The 20,212-nt window shown below is 70.3% G+C and carries 16 protein-coding genes and 1 pseudogene; 10 read left to right on the top strand and 7 right to left on the bottom strand.

Translation table 11 applies throughout. The features are described 5' to 3' along the window. Nucleotide 1: 1 nt before the first annotated feature. Entirely contained in the window at nucleotides 2–364 is a 363-nt protein-coding gene (locus KXD96_RS14900) for a cupredoxin domain-containing protein (protein ID WP_260736732.1), read from the top strand. A gap of 68 nt (nucleotides 365–432) precedes the next feature. Beyond that, a complete protein-coding gene (locus KXD96_RS14895; RefSeq protein ID WP_396878804.1) occupies nucleotides 433–1,725 on the top strand; it encodes a hypothetical protein in 1,293 nt (430 codons plus the stop codon). Here KXD96_RS14895 and KXD96_RS14890 read toward each other — a convergent pair. The 4 genes from KXD96_RS14890 to KXD96_RS14875 all read right to left on the bottom strand — a co-directional run bounded on the left by KXD96_RS14890 (nucleotide 1,722) and on the right by KXD96_RS14875 (nucleotide 5,422). Continuing rightward, a complete protein-coding gene (locus KXD96_RS14890) occupies nucleotides 1,722–2,231 on the bottom strand; it encodes a 2'-5' RNA ligase family protein (RefSeq protein ID WP_260736719.1) in 510 nt (169 codons plus the stop codon). The genes KXD96_RS14895 and KXD96_RS14890 overlap by 4 nt on opposite strands. Next, nucleotides 2,231–2,911 (bottom strand): dethiobiotin synthase, encoded by a 681-nt coding sequence (bioD, locus tag KXD96_RS14885; RefSeq protein ID WP_260736718.1) that lies wholly within the window; start codon nucleotides 2,909–2,911, stop codon nucleotides 2,231–2,233. Before bioD ends, KXD96_RS14890 begins: the two co-directional genes overlap by 1 nt. Then, nucleotides 2,908–4,056, bottom strand: a complete 1,149-nt coding sequence (locus KXD96_RS14880) for an 8-amino-7-oxononanoate synthase (protein ID WP_260736716.1) — start codon at nucleotides 4,054–4,056, stop codon at nucleotides 2,908–2,910. The genes bioD and KXD96_RS14880 overlap by 4 nt, the downstream gene beginning before the upstream one ends. A 61-nt stretch (nucleotides 4,057–4,117) precedes the next feature. Next, nucleotides 4,118–5,422: an adenosylmethionine--8-amino-7-oxononanoate transaminase gene (locus KXD96_RS14875; protein WP_260736715.1), complete on the bottom strand. Its 1,305-nt coding sequence runs from the start codon at nucleotides 5,420–5,422 to the stop codon at nucleotides 4,118–4,120. 62 nt (nucleotides 5,423–5,484) lie between these two features. Here KXD96_RS14875 and KXD96_RS14870 point away from each other — a divergent pair, with 62 nt between their 5' ends. From KXD96_RS14870 to KXD96_RS14840, 7 genes and pseudogenes are all read left to right on the top strand, one after another. Beyond that, nucleotides 5,485–5,937: a hypothetical protein gene (locus tag KXD96_RS14870; protein ID WP_260736712.1), complete on the top strand. Its 453-nt coding sequence runs from the start codon at nucleotides 5,485–5,487 to the stop codon at nucleotides 5,935–5,937. 321 nt (nucleotides 5,938–6,258) lie between these two features. Next, nucleotides 6,259–6,999 (top strand): annotated as a pseudogene (ripD, locus tag KXD96_RS14865) (NlpC/P60 family peptidoglycan-binding protein RipD); the annotation flags it as partial. A gap of 298 nt (nucleotides 7,000–7,297) precedes the next feature. Beyond that, nucleotides 7,298–9,451: an acyltransferase family protein gene (locus KXD96_RS14860; RefSeq protein WP_260736710.1), complete on the top strand. Its 2,154-nt coding sequence runs from the start codon at nucleotides 7,298–7,300 to the stop codon at nucleotides 9,449–9,451. A gap of 35 nt (nucleotides 9,452–9,486) precedes the next feature. Further along, the gene (glgX, locus tag KXD96_RS14855) at nucleotides 9,487–11,679 is read left to right on the top strand and encodes a glycogen debranching protein GlgX (protein ID WP_260736706.1); all 2,193 of its coding nucleotides are present in this window, start codon (nucleotides 9,487–9,489) and stop codon (nucleotides 11,677–11,679) included. A 3-nt stretch (nucleotides 11,680–11,682) separates the two neighbouring features. Then, nucleotides 11,683–13,983: a malto-oligosyltrehalose synthase gene (treY, locus tag KXD96_RS14850; protein WP_260736703.1), complete on the top strand. Its 2,301-nt coding sequence runs from the start codon at nucleotides 11,683–11,685 to the stop codon at nucleotides 13,981–13,983. Further along, entirely contained in the window at nucleotides 13,976–15,709 is a 1,734-nt protein-coding gene (treZ, locus tag KXD96_RS14845; protein ID WP_260736701.1) for a malto-oligosyltrehalose trehalohydrolase, read from the top strand. The genes treY and treZ overlap by 8 nt, the downstream gene beginning before the upstream one ends. 57 nt (nucleotides 15,710–15,766) lie before the next feature. Continuing rightward, complete coding sequence (locus tag KXD96_RS14840; protein ID WP_260736699.1) at nucleotides 15,767–15,910, top strand: hypothetical protein; 144 nt, start codon at nucleotides 15,767–15,769, stop codon at nucleotides 15,908–15,910. 22 nt (nucleotides 15,911–15,932) lie between these two features. Here the strand turns inward: KXD96_RS14840 and KXD96_RS14835 are convergent, their stop codons facing one another. Continuing rightward, on the bottom strand, nucleotides 15,933–17,261 hold the full coding sequence (locus tag KXD96_RS14835) for an aminotransferase class I/II-fold pyridoxal phosphate-dependent enzyme (RefSeq protein WP_260736695.1): 1,329 nt from the start codon (nucleotides 17,259–17,261) through the stop codon (nucleotides 15,933–15,935). Nucleotides 17,262–17,296: 35 nt separating this feature from the next. Here KXD96_RS14835 and KXD96_RS14830 point away from each other — a divergent pair, with 35 nt between their 5' ends. Further along, nucleotides 17,297–17,959, top strand: a complete 663-nt coding sequence (locus tag KXD96_RS14830) for a pyridoxamine 5'-phosphate oxidase family protein (RefSeq protein WP_260736684.1) — start codon at nucleotides 17,297–17,299, stop codon at nucleotides 17,957–17,959. 12 nt (nucleotides 17,960–17,971) lie between these two features. Here the strand turns inward: KXD96_RS14830 and KXD96_RS14825 are convergent, their stop codons facing one another. Together KXD96_RS14825 and ilvA are read right to left on the bottom strand one after the other, a co-directional pair. Then, on the bottom strand, nucleotides 17,972–18,889 hold the full coding sequence (locus KXD96_RS14825; RefSeq protein ID WP_260736681.1) for a phosphatase PAP2 family protein: 918 nt from the start codon (nucleotides 18,887–18,889) through the stop codon (nucleotides 17,972–17,974). Between the two features lie 17 nt (nucleotides 18,890–18,906). Continuing rightward, nucleotides 18,907–20,190, bottom strand: coding sequence for a threonine ammonia-lyase (ilvA, locus tag KXD96_RS14820; RefSeq protein WP_260736679.1), 1,284 nt, complete (start codon nucleotides 20,188–20,190; stop codon nucleotides 18,907–18,909). Nucleotides 20,191–20,212 lie beyond the last annotated feature (22 nt).

Here is a 20,212-nt window from a genome sequence, read left to right as displayed (position 1 = left end):
GATGACGATGCGTAGCACCCTGGCTGCGGCGTGGGTGACGGCTCTGGCGTTGGCTCTGATCGCTTGCGGCGGTTCACCAAACCAGCCCCCCGCCGCCGGCCCGACGATCGACGTCACGGTTGCCAAGGGGCAGGTCATCCCCACCAACGCCGAGCTACACGCCAAGGTGCGCCAGCAGATCACCGTGCGCGTGACCAGTGACGCTCCCGACGAGCTGCACGTGCACTCGACGCCCGACCACAAGTTCGCGGTCGCGGCGGCGCCCAACCAGACGTTCCAGTTCAGCGTCGACATACCCGGCAACGTCGAGGTGGAACTGCACCACCTCGATCGGACGATCGCGACCATCCAAGTCCAACCGTGAGCGCCGGCGGCGCGACCGTGGTGCTCGCGCACGGACTCGGCGGGTCCGGCGACCTTCCGGTCCCGTACATGTACGCGATGGTCGGCGCGGCGTGGGCGCTGACGTTCACCTTCGCGCTGGTCGCCTTCGCCTGGCGGCGGCCGCGGTTTGATCCGCTCAAGCCCGGCCGCCCGCTGCCGGCCGCCGTGACCGCGGCGGTCGACGCACGGGCGACCCGGTGGACCGCCGCCGCGCTGGCGCTGGTGTTGACGGCGTGGGCGGTGGCGGCCGGGGTTTGGGGCCCGCGGTCGGAGACCAACGCCCTGCTCGGCGTGTTCTACGTGTTGCTGTGGGTCGGATTGGTGGCGCTGTCGCTGCTGGCCGGACCCGTCTGGCGGGTCCTCTCGCCGATGCGGACGGTCTACCTGCTGCTGCGGCGCGGCACGCCCGAACGCCTGCACCGGCCGCGGCTGGCATATCCCGACGGGTGGGGTTATCGCCCGGCCGCGCTGGGCCTGTTCGCGTTCGTCTGGATGGAACTGGCCAGCCCGAACCCGGCGTCGCTGCCGGCGGTGCGGGCGTGGCTGGGCGGCTACGCCGTGGCCATGCTGGTGGGCGCCTGGCTGTGCGGCCAGCGCTGGTTGGCCCGGGCCGACCCGTTCGGGGTTTACAGCGTGGCGGTGTCCCGCCTGTCCCCGTTCCGCCGCAACCCGGAGAGCGGGCGAATCGTCGTCGGAAACCCGCTCGACCATTTGCCGTCGCTGCCGGTGCGGCCCGGCGTGGTGCTGCTGCTCGCGGTGCTGCTCGGGTCCACGGCGTTCGACAGCTTCTCGTCGTCCCCGACGTGGCGCGGCTTCTCCGACGGGCTCTCCCGCAACGTCGGCCTGACGCCGGCGCTGTCGTCGTCGCTACTGCGAACCCTCGGGCTGATTGTCTTCATTTCCGTTGTGGCCGTGACGTTTTCGCTCGCCGCGCGCGCCACGGGCGGCGTGGACTCCGAGCAACGCCGCGCCCTGCCCGGCCAGATGGCGCACTCCCTGATCCCGATCGTGGTGGGCTACATCTTCGCCCACTACCTGACCTACCTCGTCGAGCGCGGGCAGCAGGCCGTGTTCGCGCTCGCCGACCCCCTCGGCCGGGGCTGGAACCTGCTGGGGCTGGCGCACCACCAGGTCGCCTACGTGCTGTCTACCCACCCGCCGGTGCTGGCCGGCATCAAGGTGGCCTGCGTGGTGACCGGCCACATCCTGGCGGTCATCGCGGCCCACGACAAGGCCCTGCGGCTGCTGCCGAGCGGCCACCAGCTCACCGGCCAGCTGACGATGATGCTGGTCATGGTCGGCTACACCTTCACCGGCCTGTACCTGCTGTTCGGCGGCTAGCGGATCAGGTAGTCGACCTTCTTCTCGCCGTTCCAGTGCCGCAGGCCGGTGAAACTGCCCTCGACGAGCGGGGGCCGCCCCGCGATGCGCAGCGCCCGGCTCAACGCCCGCCCCCCGACGCGGCGGGCCAGCGTGACATGCGGCGTCCACTGACCGGGCAGGCTGGTGGGGGCCGGCGCGGGGGCCAGGTGCTCGCCGCTCAGCCGGTGCACCTGGGTGTGGAAATCGAGCAACTCCGCCGTCGGCACGATGAGCCGGGCCAGGATCGCACTGGACCGCCCGAGCAGCAGCGACGCGCCCACGACGCAGCCCAGCGGCAGCCGCTCGGCCAGCGGCCGCAACGCGGCGTCGGCCTCCTCGGCGATGCGGTCGGCCACCGCGAGGGTGACGTGCGGCCGCCCGGCCGGCGCCTGGCTGGGAATCCCGGCGGCGGCCAGCGCCTCCCAGAGCCCGCGGAGCGTCGCCTCGGTGTCGTCGTCGAAGAGCAGCTCGATGGAATGCACCATCAGCGCACCAGCGCGGTGACCCAGTCGCGGTCGAACGCCGCCGCGCTCATGTCCGCGAATTGCCCGGCGTCCATCGATCCGGCGCCGGCCGGCAGCGCGGCCCGCACCGCGCCCAGCCGGTCCAGGGCGGAGCGGTTCGAGGTCTGCACCGGCCCGGGGCGCGCCGGCCAGCTGCCGATGACCAGCCCCGCACACGAAACATTATGCGCGGCAAGCGATTCCAGGGTCAGCGCGGTGTGGTTGAGGGTGCCCAGTTCCGCGGTGACCGCGACCAGCGCCGCGGCGCCCAGCTCGACGGCCAGATCGCGCAGGGTGATGCCCGCGGCGGCGAGTTCGACCAGCAGCCCGCCGGCCCCTTCGACCAGCGTCAGCCGCCCCGGGCGGTCCAGGCCGGCGATCACCCGCAGCACCTGTTCGGCGGTGGGCAGCGTCGCGCCGGCCAGCTCGGCCGCCGCGGCCGGCGCCAGGGGCTGCGGATAGCGGGCCAGCCCGGCCAGCTCGGTCGCGCCGGACAGCCGAGCGACCTCGGCCAGGTCGTCGTCGCCGGCGTCGGTGCCGGTCTGGACCGGTTTGCACACCGCCACGCCGATGCCGGCCTGGCGGGCGTGACAGGCCAGCGCCGCGGTGACGACGGTCTTGCCGACCCCGGTGCCCGTTCCCGTGACGACCAGGACGGTCAACGGCGCGCCACAGCAAGCACGTCGGTGAGCACCCGCCGGGCGATCTCGAGTTCGGCGGCGTCCAGCGACGCCCGCGCGGTCAGCCGCAGCCGGGAGGTCCCGGCGGGCACGGTCGGGGGCCGGAAGCAGCCCACCTTCACGCCGGCGTCGAGGCAGGCGGTCGCGGCGGCCAGCGCCACCTCCGGGTCGCCCAGGATCACCGAGACCACCGCCGACTGCGGGTCGTCGGGGACGTCGCACACCTCGGCCAGCGTGCGGGCATGCCGCAACACCGCCGCGGGTCGCCACGGTTCGGCCCGCAGCACGGTCAGCGCGGCCCGCGCGGCACCCACCGCCGCAGGCGCCAGGCCCGTGTCGAAGATGAAGGTCCGCGCCGCGTCGATCAGGTGGGCCCGCACCGCCGCCGGCCCGAGCACCACGCCGCCCTGGCTGCCCAACGCCTTGGACAGCGTCGTGGTCATCACCACGTCGGGCGCGCCCGCCAGCCCCAGCTCGTACAGCAGCCCGCGCCCGCCCCCGCGCACGCCCAGGCCGTGGGCCTCGTCGACGATCAGCAGCGCGCCGTGGCGGCGGCACGCCTCGTGCAGCTCCCGCAGCGGCGCCAAGGCGCCGTCGGCGCTGAACACCGACTCGGTGATGACGACGGCGCGCTCCTCGTCGCGTGCGGCCAGGGCGGCCGCCACGGCGTCGACGTCGCGATGCGGCGTGACCGCCACCCGCGCCCGCGACAGCCGGCAGGCGTCGACCAGGGATGCGTGCGACAGGGCGTCGGACACCAGCAGCGAACCCCGGCCCGACAGGCCCACGACCGCGCCCAGGTTGGCGGCGTATCCCGACGAGAACAGCAATCCCGATGCGGCGCCGACGTATTCGGCGAGCTCGGACTCGAATTGCTGGTGCAGTTCGGTGTCGCCGGTGACCAGCCGGGAGCCGGTGGCCCCGGCGCCCCACATGCGCAGCGCGGCGACGCCGCCCTCGATCACGCCGGGGTGCTGGGACAGCCCGAGATAGTCGTTGGAGGCCAGATCGAGCTCGGTGGCGACGGCGGGACGCGGCCGCAGCGTACGGCGCAGCCCGGCCTCGCGGCGCTGCCGCTCCACCGCCTCCAGCCAGGCCAGCGGTGACGTCTCGATCGGTGCCCTCATTGGGGATCAGCCTAGTGGCGACCACCAGCGCGGCGAAGCCGGGCGCTGGGGGTCGTCACCGCTAGCCAACGAGGCGCGCGACCTCGACCATCGCCGAGGTGATCTGGGCGATCTCGCCGTCGGTGCAGATGTAGGGCGGCATCGCGTAGACGAGATTGCGGAACGGCCGCAGCCACACGCCGCAACCCAGCGCCGCCGGGGTGGCGATGGCCAGGTCGACCGGCCGGGTGCACTCGATGACGCCGATCGCCCCGCACACCCGCACGTCGGTCACGCCGGGCAGGGCCCGCGCGGGTTCGAGCCCGGATGCCAGCCCGGCGGCTATCTCGCCGACCCGCGCGCGCCAATCCTGGTCGAGCAGCAGCTCGACGCTGGCCACCGACACCGCGCAGGCCAGCGGGTTGGCCATGAAGGTGGGCCCGTGCATCAGCGCGCCGGCTTCGCCGGCGCTGATGGTGTGCGCGATGTCGCTGCTACACAGCGTGGCCGCCAGGGTGACGTACCCGCCGGTCAACGCCTTGCCCACGCACATGATGTCCGGGCTCACCCCGGCGTGGTCGGCCGCGAAGAGCTCGCCGGTGCGCCCGAAGCCGGTGGCGATCTCGTCGAAGATCAGCAGCACGTCGTGCCGGAGGCACAGTTCGCGCAGGTCGCGCAGGTAGCGGGGGTCGTGGAAGCGCATGCCGCCCGCGCCCTGCACCACCGGCTCGACGATGACGGCCGCCAGTTCGCCGGCGTGTTCGGCGAGTTGCCGCTCGAACGAGGCGCTGTAGGCGGGGTCGTAGTCGCGCGGCACCTGCGGGGCGAAGACCTGGCGCGCCAGCACGTCGGTCCACAGCGAGTGCATGCCGCCGTCGGGGTCGCAGACGCTCATCGGGGTGAAGGTGTCCCCGTGATAGCCGCCCCGCCACGTCATCAGCCGGTGCTTGGCGGGCCGGCCGCGGCTGCGCCAGTACTGCAGCGCCATCTTGACGGCGACCTCGACCGACACCGATCCGGAGTCGCTGAAGAAGACGGTGTCCAACCCCGCCGGGGTGATGTCCACCAGGAGCTGCGCCAGGCGCGCGGCCGGTTCGTGGGTGAGCCCGCCGAACATGACGTGGTTCATCACGCCCAGCTGCGCGGTCAGCGCCGCGTCCAGCACCGGGTGGCCGTGCCCATGGATCGCGGTCCACCAGGAGCTCATCGCGTCGAGCGCGTCGATCGGCTTGCCGTCCCGGATCAGGGTCAGCCGGGCGCCCCGCGCGGCGACCGCCACCACCGGCGCGACGGCCTCGCCGCCGATGGTGCTGTACGGGTGCCACAGATGCGCGGCGTCGATCGCGCTGATCTGCTCGGGCGTCAACCCGGCCCTCGCCGCAGGCATAGTGATCGAGGGTAAAGCAGCCGAGTCGCACGAAGCCCGCCCATCGGGGAGCATGGGAGCCGATGGCCACGCCGCATTCGCCCGGTAAACCCGCCGCCGGCGACTCTGAGACCGCGAGCACCGACTCGCCGCCGGTCGATTACGAGCGCGAAGCGAGGCGGATCATCCGGGTTCGGCTGGCTCCGTGGGACGTCGCCTCCACCGTCGTGCTGTTGGCCGCGCTCGTCATCCTGGCCACCGCGACGACCTGGCCGGATCGCCTTTTCGGCTTCCTCGAGCACGTGTGCGCCGACGAGTCGTGCGGGCCGGTGCCGTTCGGTGTCGACTACTACATCCGGCCGGTGGTGTGGGGCGGTATCGGTGCGGCGATCGCCGCCGCCGTCATCGGCCCGCTCGTTTCCATGCTGAAGGGCTGGTACATGTCGTTCTGGCCGGTCCTGGCGCTGGCGCTGATCATGGTCAGCTCGGTCGTCGGAGCCCTGCTGACCACCTTCAGCGAACGCTATTGGCTGTAGGCGCAGCGCCGCCGCGGTCGGGTCGACCGGCGCATTACTGAGACCGAAATCACAACTGCGCACACGGGATTGGGCCGACCAGTCACCGTCCGGTCACGGTACGACAAAAAATGCCCTCGCGACCTGGCGGCTAACAACTTCTGTTGTCAGAGTGGCTGTAGTGACTGATGTGAAACAGGGGCCCCGCCCGCTGTTCACATCCGCAAGTGTCATGCAGTGACGCCGGCCCCAGCGTGGGGGTCGTCGCCCAGGTCATGGATCGGCGGCGGACGCGTGAGGTCACCGCGCTGAGGCCAGTGAGCCCCTGAGAGGCCAAGACAAATGAAAAGCATCTACGCCTTCGCGATCGGTTTGGCGATGCTGGCGGCCCCGGTGGTCGCCACCGCGGTCGCCACCGCTGACCCGGGCGTCCGGGCCATGGACTACCAGCAGGTCACCGACGTGGTGATCGCGCGCGGGCTCTCGCAGCGCGGCGTGCCGTTTTCCTGGGCCGGCGGCGGCATCAATGGGCCCACCCGCGGCACCGGAACGGGCATCAACACCGTCGGATTCGACGCCTCGGGCCTGATGCAGTACGCCTACGCCGGCGCGGGCATCAAGCTGCCGCGTTCCTCCGGGGCGATCTACAAGGTCGGCCAGAAGGTGCTGCCGCAGCAGGCGCGCAAGGGCGACATGATCTTCTACGGCCCCGAAGGCACGCAAAGCGTCGCGATGTACCTGGGTAACAACCAGATGCTCGAGGTGGGCGACGTCGTCCAGGTTTCGCCGGTGCGGGCCAACGGCATGGCCCCGTATCTGGTCCGCGTCATCGGGGTCGACCCGGTGCCGGCCCAGCAGCTGCCGCAGCAACTGCCGCAGCAGGCACCGACGCAGCAAGCCCCCTTGCCGCAGCAACTGCCGCAGCAGGCGCCGACGCAGCAAGCGCCCTTGCCGCAGCAACTGCCGCAGCAGGCACCGACGCAGCAAGCGCCGACGCAGCTAGCGCCGTTGCAGCAACCGCCGGTGCAGCAACTCCCGACACAGCAGGCCCCCGTGCAGCAGGCGCCGGTGCAGCAGGCGCCGTTGCAGCAGCAGTCCGCGCAAGCCCCGCTGCAGCAGGCGCCGCTGCCGCAACTCCCGGCGCAACGGGCACCGGTGCAACAGGCCCCGCTGCCGCAACTGCCAGCACGGCAGCTGCCGACGCAGCAACTTCCCGCTCCGCAGGCGCCGGTGCAGCTGCTGCCGCCCCAGCAATCGCCGTTCCTGCCCCCAGCCGCCGGCACCACCCGGTAATCTCCCGGCTCGTCCCGGGGCTTCCGAACGCCGCCACCTGCTCCTGGACGGGAGCCGGTGACGGTTTTCGGTAAATTAGCGGTCGATCATGCCGACCCTGTCCACGCCTCCCCGACCGGTCACGACCGCGGAGCCGGTCGTTACGGGAGCGCGCAATGCGGGGTTCTATCGCTACGACCTGGACGGCTTGCGCGGTATCGCGATCGCGTTGGTCGCCGTGTTCCACGTCTGGTTCGGCCGGGTCTCCGGTGGGGTCGACGTGTTCTTGGCGCTGTCCGGATTCTTCTTCGGCGGCAAGATCATTCGCGCGGCGCTGAATCCGGCGGTCACCCTGTCGCCGCGGGCGGAGGTAATCCGGCTCGTCCGCCGCCTGGTCCCCGCTCTGGTCGTGGTGCTGGCCGGGTGCGCGGTGCTGACCATCCTGGTGCAACCGGAGACCCGGTGGGAGGCCTTCGCCGACCAGAGCCTCGCCAGCCTCGGCTATTACCAGAACTGGGAGCTGGCCAACACCGTCTCCGACTACCTGCGCGCGGGCGAGGCCGTCAGCCCGCTGCAGCACATCTGGTCCATGTCGGTGCAGGGCCAGTTCTACGTCGGCTTCCTGCTGTTGATCGCCGGATGCGCCTACCTCTTCCGGCGTTCGCTGGGCGCCCACCTGCGCGCCCTGTTCCTGGTGCTGCTGACGGCGCTGACGGTGGCGTCGTTCGTCTACGCGATAGTGGCGCACCAGGGCAACCAGGCGGCCGCCTACTACAACACCTTCGCGCGCGGCTGGGAGCTGTTGCTCGGCGCGCTGGTCGGTGCGCTGGTGCCGCGGATCCGCTGGCCGATGTGGTTGCGAACCGTCATCGCCACGGTCGCGCTGGCCGCGATCCTGTCCTGCGGGGCCCTGATCGACGGCGTGAAGGAGTTCCCCGGCCCGTGGGCCCTGGTGCCCGTCGGGGCCACCATGCTGATGATCCTGGCCGGGGCCAACCTGCCGGGCGAGCCCGCCGCCAACTACCCGCTGCCGAATCGCCTGCTGGCCGCCGGCCCGCTGGTTGCGCTGGGCGCGATGGCCTACTCGCTGTACCTGTGGCATTGGCCGCTGCTGATCTTCTGGCTGTCTTTCACGGGGCACCGGCACGCCAGCTTCGCCGAAGGCATCGGGGTGCTGCTGGTGTCGGGGCTGCTGGCGTACCTGACCACCCGGCTCGTCGAGGACCCCCTGCGCTACCGCGCCTCCGCCGCGAGATCGCCGGCGCCCGCACCGCAGTGGCTGGCCCGCCTGCCGCGCCCCACCATGGCGCTCGGAACGGCGATCGTGCTGCTCGGTGTGACGCTGACCGCGACGTCGTTCACGTGGCGCCAGCACGTCACGGTCCTGCGGGCCGCGGGCAAGGAGCTCAGCGTGCTCAACCCGCAGGACTACCCGGGGGCGCGCGCCCTGACCGAACACGTGCGGGTGCCCGCGCTGCCGATGCGGCCCAGCGTGCTGGAAGTCAAGGACGACCTGCCGGCCTCCACGGCGGACGGCTGCATCAGTGACTTCATCAACCCGGCGGTCGTCGTTTGCACCTACGGTGACGTGGCCGCCGACCGCACGATCGCGCTGGCGGGCGGGTCGCATGCCGAACACTGGTTGCCCGCGCTGAGCCTGCTCGGCACGATGCATCACTTCAAAGTGGTGACGTACCTCAAGATGGGCTGCCCGTTGTCCACCGAGGAAGTCCCGTTGATCATGGGCAACAACGCCGCCTACCCGCAGTGCCGCGAGTGGGTGGAGCAGACGATGGCCAGGGTCATCGCCGATCGCCCCGACTACGTGTTCACCACCACGACCCGGCCGTGGAATATCAAGCCGGGCGACGTGATGCCGGCGACCTACATCGGAATCTGGCAGAGGTTCTCCGACAACAACATTCCGATCCTCGGCATGCGCGACACCCCATGGCTGGTGAAGAACGGCCAGCCGTTCGACCCGGCGGATTGCCTGGCGAAAAAGGGTGGCAACCCCCAGTCGTGCGCGATGAAGCGTTCCGACGCGTTGTCCGACCGTAACCAGACCCTCGACTTCGTCACACAGTTCCCGCTGCTCAAGGTGCTCGACATGTCCGACGCGATCTGCCGCGCCGACGTGTGCCGCCCGGTCGAGGGAAACGTGCTGATCTACCACGGCTCCCATCACCTCACGCCCACCTACGTGCGGACCATGGCGGGCGAATTGGGCCGCCAGATCGCGGCAAACACCGGGTGGTGGTGAGGGCCCCCGGGGCCGCCGAGCGCGGATAAGGTCAGATGGTGCCGACCGACAATTACGCTTCAGAAACAGGCGTTGCTGGTGATCAACAGCCCAAACTGGCCACCGTGTGGCCGGGGACCCCCTATCCGCTCGGTGCTTCCTATGACGGTGCGGGAACCAACTTCTCGTTGTTCTCCGAGATAGCCGAGAGGGTCGAGTTGTGTCTGATCGACGACGCCGGAGCGGAGTCGCGGATTCCCCTCGACGAGGTCGACGGCTATGTGTGGCATGCCTATCTGCCGAACATCACCCCCGGACAACGCTACGGCTTTCGTGTCTACGGGCCCTTCGACCCGGCCGCCGGCCACCGGTGCGACCCAAGCAAGCTGCTGCTCGATCCGTACGGCAAGGCTTTCCACGGCGATTTCACCTTCGGGCAGGCGCTGTTCTCCTATGACCTGAAGGCCGTCAATCCGGACGGTGACGACGCCGACCCCGGGATTCCCCCGATGGTCGACTCGCTAGGCCACACCATGACCAGCGTGGTGAGCAATCCCTTCTTCGACTGGGGCTCCGACCGGTCGCCGCTGACCCCGTACCACGAGACGGTGATCTACGAGGCCCACGTAAAGGGCATGACGCAGACCCATCCGGGCATTCCCCCGGAGCTTCGCGGCACCTACGCCGGGCTGGCGCACCCGGTGATCATCGAATACCTCAAGTCGCTCAACGTCACCGCGCTGGAGCTGATGCCGGTGCACCAGTTCATGCACGACTCGCGGCTGTTGGACCTGGGCTTGCGAAACTACTGGGGCTACAACACTTTCGGGTTCTTCGCGCCGCACAACCAGTACGCGGCCAACCGCAACGCCAGCGTCGCCGAGTTCAAATCCATGGTGCGCGCCCTACACGAGGCGGGGATCGAGGTGATCCTCGACGTGGTGTACAACCACACCGCTGAAGGCAATCACCTCGGCCCGACGATCAACTTCCGCGGCATCGACAACGCCGCCTACTACCGGCTCGTCGACGAGGACCTGCGCCTCTACAAGGACTACACCGGCACGGGCAACAGCCTCAACGCCCGCCACCCGCACGTCCTGCAGCTGATCATGGACTCCCTGCGCTACTGGGTGACCGAGATGCACGTCGACGGGTTCCGCTTCGACCTCGCCGCCACGCTGGCTCGCGAGCTGCACGACGTGGATCGACTGAGCGCGTTCTTCGATCTGGTGCAGCAGGATCCGATCGTCAGCCAGGTCAAATTGATCGCCGAACCGTGGGACGTCGGCGAGGGTGGCTACCAGGTCGGAAACTTCCCGGGTTTGTGGACCGAGTGGAACGGGAAGTATCGCGATACTGTGCGTGACTACTGGCGGGGCGAGCCCGCAACCCTCGGCGAGTTCGCGTCCCGGCTGACCGGGTCGTCGGACCTGTATGAGGCGACCGGCCGGCGCCCGAGCGCCAGCATCAACTTCGTCACCGCCCACGACGGGTTCACGCTCAACGACCTGGTCTCCTACAACGAAAAGCACAACCTGGCCAACGGCGAGGACAACCGCGACGGCGAAAGCCACAACCGCTCGTGGAACTGCGGCGTCGAGGGACCGACCGACGACCCGGAGATCATCGCGCTGCGCTATCGCCAGATGCGCAACTTCTGGGCGACCCTGATGCTCAGCCAGGGCACGCCGATGATCGCGCACGGCGACGAGCTGGGGCGCACCCAGAACGGCAACAACAACGTCTACTGCCAGGACTCCGAATTGTCCTGGATGGATTGGTCATTGGTCGACAAGAACTCGGACTTGCTGACATTCGCGCGCAAGGTGACCACGCTGCGCAAGAACCACCCGGTGTTCCGCCGGCGCCGGTTCTTCGAGGGTGAGCCGATCCGCAGCGGCGAAGAGGTCCGCGATATCGCCTGGCTGAATCCCAGTAGCCGCGAGATGACGCATGAGGACTGGGGCGCAAGCATTCACAAGTGTGTGGCGGTGTTCCTCAACGGCGAGGCCATCACCGCACCCAACGCACGCGGTGAACGGGTGGTGGACAACTCATTCCTGTTGTGCTTCAACGCCGGCGAAGAGCCGGTGCAATTCGTGATGCCGAACAACGACTATGCCCAGGAGTGGACCGTGGAACTGGACACCAACCATCCGGCCGGTGACGCCGACCAGCTGGTGAAGGCTGAAGAGAAGGTCTCGGTGCCCGGACATTCGCTGCTGGTACTACGTAAGACCATGTGACGCATGGCCCTTCCCATACTGTCGACTTACCGGCTGCAACTGCGTGGGGAGGCCAGCGGGTTCGCGTTCACGTTCGCCGACGCGGAAAACCTGCTGGACTACCTGGACGAACTCGGAGTGTCGCACCTCTACCTGTCGCCGATCATGACCGCCACAACGGGGTCGAACCACGGCTACGACGTCACCGACCCGACGACGGTCTCCCCCGAGCTCGGCGGACGCGACGGGCTGGCACGGCTGTCCGCGGCCGCGCGGGAGCGCGGCATCGGCCTGATCGTCGACATCGTGCCCAATCACGTGGGTATCGACCAGCCCCAGCAGAACGCGTGGTGGTGGGACGTGCTGCGAAACGGCCGATCCTCGCAGTATGCAACATTTTTCGACATTGACTGGGACCTCGACGAGGACGGCCGCATCGTGCTGCCCATCTTGGGTTCCGACGACGACGCCGCCGACCTCGAGGTCGACGGTGACCTGCTGCGGCTGGGCGACCTGGCGCTACCTATCGCGCCCGGTACCGCCGGGGGCACCGGCGCACAAGTCCACGACCGCCAGCATTACCGGCTGGTGGGCTGGCGCAACGGCGTCTGCGGTTACCGGCGCTTCTTCTCGATCACCTCGCTGGCCGGGCTGCGCCAGGAGGATCGCGCCGTGTTCGACGCCACGCACGCGGAGGTCGCCCGGTGGACCGCCGAGGGACTGGTCGACGGCCTGCGCATCGACCACCCCGACGGATTGTCCGACCCGTGCGGCTACTTGGCGTGGCTGCGCGAATCGGTTGGGCCGCAAACGTGGATCGTGATCGAAAAGATCCTGGCGGTCGACGAGGCGCTCGAACCCACCCTGCCCATCGGCGGCACCACCGGTTACGACGTGCTGCGGGAGATCGGCGGCGTCTTCGTCGACCCGGATGGCGCCCCCGCGCTCACCGCGCTGGTGGAGTCGGCGGGCCTGGACTACGGGGCGACGCCGGAAATGCTGGCGGAATTGAAGATCCGCGCTGCGACCGACACGCTGGCCAGCGAGCTGCGCCGGCTGCGTCGCAGCATCGTGGCGGCGGCCGGAGCCGATCACCCGCAGCTGCCCGAAGCCGTGGCCGCGCTGCTCACCCACATCGGCGTCTACCGCTGCGACTATCCCGGCCTGTCGGCGATCATGCCCACCGCGTTGGCCGAAACACAGGAGCGGTCACCGGAATTGGGGCCCGCGCTGGAGGTGCTCGCGGCGGCGCTGGCCCGCGGGGGTGAGCCGGTCACCCGGCTGCAGCAGCTGTGCGGCGCGGTGACCGCCAAAGCGAGCGAGGACTGCTACTTCTACCGGGACGCGCGGCTGGTGTCGCTAAACGAGGTGGGGGGTGAACCGCATCGCTTCGGCGTCGGCGCGGCGGAGTTCCATCACAGCGCCGCCGCCCGCGCCCGGCTGTGGCCGCAGACGATGACGACGCTGACCACCCATGACACCAAACGCGGTGAGGACGTGCGAGCGCGGATCGGGGTGCTGTCGCAGGTGCCCTCGCTGTGGACCGAGTTCCTCGCCCGCTGGGAGGTCGCGGCGCCGTCCCCCGACCCGGCGACCGGACAGTTTCTGTGGCAGAACGTCTTCGGGGTGTGGCCGGTCGGCGGCCCCAAAAGCGGCGAGCTGCGCGACCGGCTGCACGGCTACGCCGAGAAAGCCATCCGGGAGGCGGCCTGGCACACCTCCTGGAACGAGCCGGACACCGACTTCGAGGACGCGGTGCACCGATGGCTGGACACCGTGTTCGACGGCCCGGTGGCCGGCCAGCTCACCGAACTCGTCGCCCGGCTCAACCCGCACGCCGCCAGCGACGCCCTGGGCCAGAAGCTCCTCGCGCTGACCGTGCCCGGGATTCCGGACGTCTACCAGGGCACCGAACTGTGGGACGACAGCCTGGTGGACCCGGACAACCGCCGGCCGGTCGACTACGACGCCCGGCGCGCCGCGCTGAAAGCGTTGGAGCACCCCAAAATCCGCGTCGTCACGACGGCGCTTCGGGTGCGTCGCGCCCATCCGGACAGCTTCCTGCGCGGCGACTACGTTCCCGTGCTGGCCGACGGGGACGCCAGCGAACACGTGCTGGCGTTCCGCCGGGGCGAGGACATCGTGGTCGCGGTGACCCGGTGGACCGTGCGCCTGGCCGAAAGCGGTTGGGGTAATACGGTTCTGCCGCTGCCGGAGGGCACCTGGAAGGACACGCTCACCGGTGCCGTGGCGGACGGCCCGACGTCGGCGGCTCAGTTGTTCGCCGACCTGCCCGTCGTGCTCCTGGAGCGACATCATGACTGAATTCCGGGTGTGGGCGCCCAAACCGGAACTGGTCCGGCTCGACCTCGAGGGCCGGGTGCACGCGATGACACGCACGGATGACGGCTGGTGGCACGCGTCCGTGGACGCGGCGCCGGACGCTCGCTACGGTTTCCTGCTCGACGACGACCCCACGGTGCTGCCCGACCCGCGCTCGCCGCGGCAACCCGACGGCGTGCACGCCCGCTCGCAGTTGTGGGACCCGGCCGGCGCCACCTGGACCGACGGCGATTGGCGCGGCCGCTCGGTCGAGGGCGCGGTGATCTACGAACTGCACCTCGGCACCTTCACCCCCGCCGGCACGCTCGACTCCGCCATCGACAAGCTTGACTATCTGGTGGACCTCGGCGTCGACTTCGTCGAGCTGATGCCCGTGAATTCCTTTGCCGGAACGCACGGCTGGGGTTACGACGGCGTGCTGTGGTACAGCGTCCACGAACCCTATGGCGGCCCCGACGGGCTGGTGCGGTTCGTCGACGCCTGCCACGCGCGGGGCCTGGGCGTGCTGATCGACGCGGTGTTCAACCATCTCGGCCCGTCGGGCAACTACCTTCCGAAGTTCGGCCCCTACCTTTCCTCGGCGAGCAACCCGTGGGGTGAGGGCATCAACATCGCCGACGCCGACTCCGACGAGGTGCGGCGCTACATCATCGGCTGCGCGCTGCGCTGGATGCGCGACTTCCACGCCGACGGGCTGCGCCTGGACGCCGTGCACGCCCTGGTGGACACGACCGCCATCCATATCCTGGAGGAGCTTGCGACCGAAACGGATTGGCTTTCCGGACAATTGGGCCGCCCACTGTCCCTGATCGCCGAGAGCGACCTCAACGACCCGCGGCTGATCACCCCGCGTGACGGCGGCGGCTACGGGCTGACGGCGCAATGGGCCGACGACATCCACCACGCCATCCACACCGCGGTGTCGGGCGAGCGCCAGGGCTACTACGCCGACTTCGGCAGCCTGGCCACGCTGGCCCAGACGCTGCGCCACGGCTATTTCCACGCCGCCACGTATTCGTCGTTCCGGCGCCGCCGCCACGGACGCCCGTTGGATACCGGCGCCATCCCCGCCACCCGGCTGGTCGCCTACACCTGCACCCACGACCAGGTCGGCAACCGCGCCCTCGGGGACCGGCCGTCGCAGAACCTGACCGGCGGCCAGCTGGCGATCAAGGCCGCGCTCGCGCTCGGGACACCCTTCACAGCAATGCTTTTCATGGGTGAGGAGTACGCGGCATCGACTCCGTTCCAGTTCTTCAGCTCGCATCCGGAGCCGGAGCTGGCCAAGGCCACCGCGGAAGGGCGCAAGGCCGAGTTCGCCGAACACGGCTGGGACGCCGACGAGATCCCCGACCCGCAGGACCCGCGGACGTTCGAGCGCTCGAAACTCAATTGGGACGAGGTGGACGCCGGCGAACACGGCCGCCTGCACCGGCTCTACCGCGACCTGATCGCGTTGCGGCACAGCCACCCCGACCTGGCGGATCCTTGGCTGGAACACCTCACGGTCGACTTCGACGAGGAGCAGCGCTGGATCAGCGTCTCGCGCGGCCGGTTGCGCATCGTGTGCAACCTGGGCACCGGCGCGGTTAAGGTGCCCGTCACCGGTGACGTGCTGCTGGCCTGGGGTGATCCCGCGGTCGACGCCGGCAGCACGGTGCTGGAAGGCCATACCTTCGCCATCCTGTCGGTGCACGAGCAGACGTAACGGCGCGGCTGTGGATAGCGGTGCGCGCCCCGGCGCGCCACCGCCGATGATTCGTCCATGAAGCAATCCGCATTCGGCCGCTGTATCGGCCTGCTGAGGAAGAAGGATCCGGTGCCGGCCCCGCTCGCCGCGGTCAACGAGGTGCCGCGGGAACGCAGCGTGGAGCTGTTGTGGTCGGGGCCGGGTCCCGGGAAACCCTGATAGGCAAGGGGTTCGACCCCGCTTAGACGCTGGGGCGCCCCGCGCCGTGCACCGCCCCGGCGATCGCGTCGGCCAGCGGGCCGATTTCGTCGGCCCCCAGGTCCGCGATGGTGACGCGGATGCCTGGCGGCGTGCCGATCCGGAACCGCGCGCCCGGCGCCGCGGCCCAGCCCGCGCGGAGCAACCGGGTGATCGCGACGGTCTCGTCGGGCACCGGGACCCAGACGTTGAGCCCGGAGCGGCCGTGCGCGGCGACATTGCGCTCGGCCAGGGCGGCGGAGAGCCGCCGACGGCTGCCGGCGTATCGCCGTTCGGCCGTGGCGACCAGGCGCGCCGCCGCCTGATCCGACCACAGGCTGACGGCCAGGTCCTGCAGCAGGTGGCTCACCCAGCCCGGCCCGAGCCGCAGGCGGCCGTGCACGCGCTCCACCGTGCGGCGATCCCCCGCGAGCACGGCCACCCGCAGGTCGGGGCCGTAGGCCTTGGACGCGGACCGCACGAACGCCCAGTGGTCGGTCACGCCGGCCAAGGTGTGCAGCGGCACGCCGGAAATGCCCGCGCAGTGGTCGTCCTCGATCACCAGCAGGTCGCCGGCCCGGCGCGCCGCCAGCTGCCGTAGCTCGTCGGCGCGTTCCGCGGATAGCGCCGCGCCCGTTGGGTTCTGGGCGCGATTGGTGATGATCAGCCCGCGCACACCGCGGTCCAGCGCCCGCGCCAGGTCGGCGGCCAACGGCCCGTCGTCGTCAACCTGTACGGGCTCGGCCGAAAGACCCAGGGCGGCAAGGAGGTCCAGCAGGTTGGCCCAGCCCGGGTCCTCGACGGCGACCCGGTCGCCGGGGCGCAGGTGCGCGGTGAGCACGCGCTCGATGCCATCAAGCGCGCCGCTCGTCACCGCGAGGTGCTCGGATGGCACGCCATCGGCGGATAGCGCCGCCCGGGCGAACTCCACCAATGCCGCCGACATGGCCGGCTCGCCGTACAGCACCGGGCGGCCCCCGACCGGGCCCGGCAGCGACGCGCCCGCCAGGGGCAACAGGGCGGGGTCGGGATTGCCGGTCGACAGGTCGCGCACCCCCGCGGGAACGTCGAGCCCGAGCAGCGATCGGGGGGTGGTCGCCGGCCGGTGCCGCACCCGGGTGCCGCGCCGGCCCGCGGTCTCCACCGCTCCGCGATGCCGCAGCAGGCGGTAGGCCGCGGCGGCGGTGTTGGCATTCACGCCGAGCTGGGTGGCCAGCTCCCGCACGGGCGGCAGCGCGTCACCTGGCGCCAGGGAGCCGGCCGAAATGGCCTCTTCGATGCTGGCGGCTATGGACTCCGCGCCCGTCCCGGTTATGCTGCTTTGTACTGGCACGCTATAGATTATGTACTAGAACAAAGGTCGACGCCATGGAAACCGGATACGAGCCGACGCCGCGCACGACACCGACGCGATACCGCGAGCGCGCGCACTACGACCGCCAGACCGTCCACCAGATCCTCGACGAGTCACTGATCTGCCACCTGGGCTACCTCAGCGCCGGCCGTCCGGTGGTCTTGCCGACCACACACGCCCGCCTGGGGGAGACCCTGTACCTGCACGGGTCGACCGGCGGCGGTCCCCTGCTCGCGGCCCGCGCGGCGCCGTCGGGCCTGCCCGTGTGCGTCACCGCCACCCTGGTCGACGGGCTGGTACTGGCGCGCTCGGCCATGCACCATTCGGTGAACTTCCGCTCGGTCGTCGTGCTGGGCGAGGCCCACGTCGTCGACGACGAGGCCGAAAAAATGCGGGCACTCGCCGGCCTGCTCGATCACATCGCCCCCGGGCGCGCCGCCGACTGCCGAACCCCGGACCCGCGCGAGCTGGCCGCCACCGGGGTGCTCGCGCTGGACCTGGTGGAGGTGTCGGCCAAGGTGCGCACCGGCGGCCCCGTGGACGATCCGGAGGATTGCGCGCTGCCGCATTGGGCCGGGGTGGTTCCGCTGAGTGTGACGGCCGGGGCGCCGATTCCGGCCAGCGACCTCGGTCCCGGCACCGCCGTGCCGCCGTACCTGAGGGCGCGCCGACCCTGAGCCGCGGGGCGCTCACGCCCCCGGTTGTCGGGCGGCCGCGGGGCCTCGTGCGGACCGGGTGTTGTCCCACCAGGTCCCGACGATCATGACGGCTCCGGCCCAGGCCAAGCCGAGCATCCAGCCGGAGAGCACATCGCTGACGTAGTGGACCCCCAGGTAGACCCGCGAGAACCCGATCAGCAGCACCGATCCGATCGCGATCGTCCATACCGTCACGCGGCCGGTCCACCAGGGGATCAACCAGCGGGTCAGCATCCACGCCGAGATGACCATGATCGCGCCGGTGCCGGTTGCGTGCCCGGACGGAAAGGAATACCCGTCCGCGTCGACGAGGGCGAAAGGCAGCGGCGGGCGCTGCCGACCCACCATGGCTTTGGCGGCAAAGAGCACCAGTGGAACCGCGCCGCCACCGACCAAGGCGAGCACCACGGGCCGCCATACCCTGCACCGCCAACCCGCAGCAACGGACACCGGCAAGGCGAGTGCGGCCAGAAAAAGGGGTCCGCCCGCGATGGTGACCGCCCGCAGGATGGCGGTCAGCCAGATGTCGCGGTGGCCCGCAAGCCACCGCGTCACCGGTTGGTCGATTCCGGCGATGCCGTCGCCCTCGAGCACGTCGTCGAGCACTTCGGTGAAGCCGACCGCCAGCGCCACCACCATGACCAGCCCCAGCAGCAACGCGACACCGGCCACCTCACCCGCGGGCCACCGGCGCGCCAGCCACTGCCCCCTGTCGCTGATCCACTCACGCACCCATGTCAGCGTTTTGCCGACCACGGCGGAGTCGGACACCCTCTCCCAGAGCCTCGGTAACCGGGGGCCGCGCCGGGCAACCCAAATCGCCGCGCACGCAAGCAGGACGAGCGAACCCAGGGCGCCGACGCTGACCAGGCCGAAACCGCCAGTACCGGGTCCATACTGCTGATCCATGCACCGCGGCCCGGGGTTTACAGCAGCAGGTAACGGTAGGCCGGCGAGCCGGGCTCGAGGCGTTCGACGTGCATCTCCGTCGCCAGCATCCGCGCCAGCAGTCCGTCCAGATCGGCCGACGACGCCAACTGGATGCCCACCAGCGCCTCGCCGGTCTCGCGGTTGTTGCGCTTGATGTACTCGAACAACGTGATGTCGTCGTCGGGGCCGAGCACGTCGTCCAGGAAGCGGCGCAGCGCACCGGGCTCCTGCGGGAAGTCCACCAGGAAGTAGTGCTTGAGGCCGAGGTGCACCAGCGAGCGCTCCAGCACCTCGCCATAGCGGGACACGTCGTTGTTGCCGCCGGAGATGAGGCACACCACGCATGCGCCGGGCTCGACGTCGGCCTCCAGCAGGCCCGCGACCGACAGAGCACCCGCGGGCTCGGCAATGATGCCCTCGTTCTGATAGAGGTCCAGCATCGCGGTGCACACCGCGCCCTCGTCGACCGTGGTGATCGACACCATGTCACCGGCGGCCGCCAGGGCGGCATAGGTCAGCGTGCCCGCGCGACGGACGGCGGCGCCGTCGACGAACTGGTCGACGTGGTCCAGGGTCACCGGCTCGCCGGCGGACAGCGCGGCCATCATCGCCGCCGCCCCGGCCGGTTCGATGCCCAGCACCGACGTGTTCGTCGTCCGCTCGGCCAGGTAGGTGGTGATTCCGGCGATGCAGCCGCCACCGCCCACGGGGACCACCACCAGGTCCGGCTCGGCGTCGAGCTGATCCAGCAGCTCGACGGCGATGGTGCCCTGACCGGCGATGGTGCGCAGATCGTCATACGGGGGCACCAGCGTGGCGCCAGTGCGTTCGACGTCGGCCAACGCGGCCTCGGCCGCCAGGTCATAGGTGCGCCCGCTTACGATCAGTTCGATGAACTCCCCGCCGTGGTAGCGGATCCGGTCGCGCTTTTGTTGCGGGGTCTTGGCGGGCACGTAGACGCGGCCGTGCACGCCCAGCGTCCGGCACGCATACGCGAAGCCCTGCGCGTGATTGCCCGCTGACGAGCACACCACGCCCGCGGCCAGCTCCTCGTCGGACAGCTGCACCAGCAGGTTGTAGGCCCCGCGCAGCTTGTAGGAGCGCACCACCTGCAGGTCTTCACGCTTGAGGTAGACCTGCGCGCCGGTGATTGCCGACAACCGGTCGCTGTACTGCAACGGGGTCGGCGTGACCACCGCGGCGACCCGCTTCGCCGCGGCGTCGATGTCAGACCCGCAAACGTACGACGCGTTCGGGCTCTGGCTCAGTTCGGCGGACACCAATCAATGGTGCCATGCCGCC

Source organism: Mycobacterium sp. SMC-2, from assembly GCF_025263485.1.
Lineage (GTDB): Bacteria > Actinomycetota > Actinomycetes > Mycobacteriales > Mycobacteriaceae > Mycobacterium.
This window is presented reverse-complemented; position numbering and strand designations above follow the sequence as displayed.

Bases quoted from the DNA above. Each gene is read 5' to 3' on its own strand.
- KXD96_RS14895 (WP_396878804.1), top strand. From the start codon at position 433: ATGTACGCGATGGTCGGCGCGGCGTGGGCGCTGACGTTCACCTTCGCG.
- treZ (WP_260736701.1), top strand. From the start codon at position 13,976: ATGACTGAATTCCGGGTGTGGGCGCCCAAACCGGAACTGGTCCGGCTC.
- KXD96_RS14875 (WP_260736715.1), bottom strand. From the start codon at position 5,422: ATGCCTGCGGCGAGGGCCGGGTTGACGCCCGAGCAGATCAGCGCGATC.
- KXD96_RS14880 (WP_260736716.1), bottom strand. From the start codon at position 4,056: ATGAGGGCACCGATCGAGACGTCACCGCTGGCCTGGCTGGAGGCGGTG.
- KXD96_RS14890 (WP_260736719.1), bottom strand. From the start codon at position 2,231: ATGGTGCATTCCATCGAGCTGCTCTTCGACGACGACACCGAGGCGACG.
- KXD96_RS14900 (WP_260736732.1), top strand. From the start codon at position 2: ATGACGATGCGTAGCACCCTGGCTGCGGCGTGGGTGACGGCTCTGGCG.
- glgX (WP_260736706.1), top strand. From the start codon at position 9,487: ATGGTGCCGACCGACAATTACGCTTCAGAAACAGGCGTTGCTGGTGAT.
- treY (WP_260736703.1), top strand. From the start codon at position 11,683: ATGGCCCTTCCCATACTGTCGACTTACCGGCTGCAACTGCGTGGGGAG.
- KXD96_RS14825 (WP_260736681.1), bottom strand. From the start codon at position 18,889: ATGGATCAGCAGTATGGACCCGGTACTGGCGGTTTCGGCCTGGTCAGC.
- KXD96_RS14840 (WP_260736699.1), top strand. From the start codon at position 15,767: ATGAAGCAATCCGCATTCGGCCGCTGTATCGGCCTGCTGAGGAAGAAG.
- KXD96_RS14860 (WP_260736710.1), top strand. From the start codon at position 7,298: ATGCCGACCCTGTCCACGCCTCCCCGACCGGTCACGACCGCGGAGCCG.
- KXD96_RS14830 (WP_260736684.1), top strand. From the start codon at position 17,297: ATGGAAACCGGATACGAGCCGACGCCGCGCACGACACCGACGCGATAC.
- KXD96_RS14870 (WP_260736712.1), top strand. From the start codon at position 5,485: ATGGCCACGCCGCATTCGCCCGGTAAACCCGCCGCCGGCGACTCTGAG.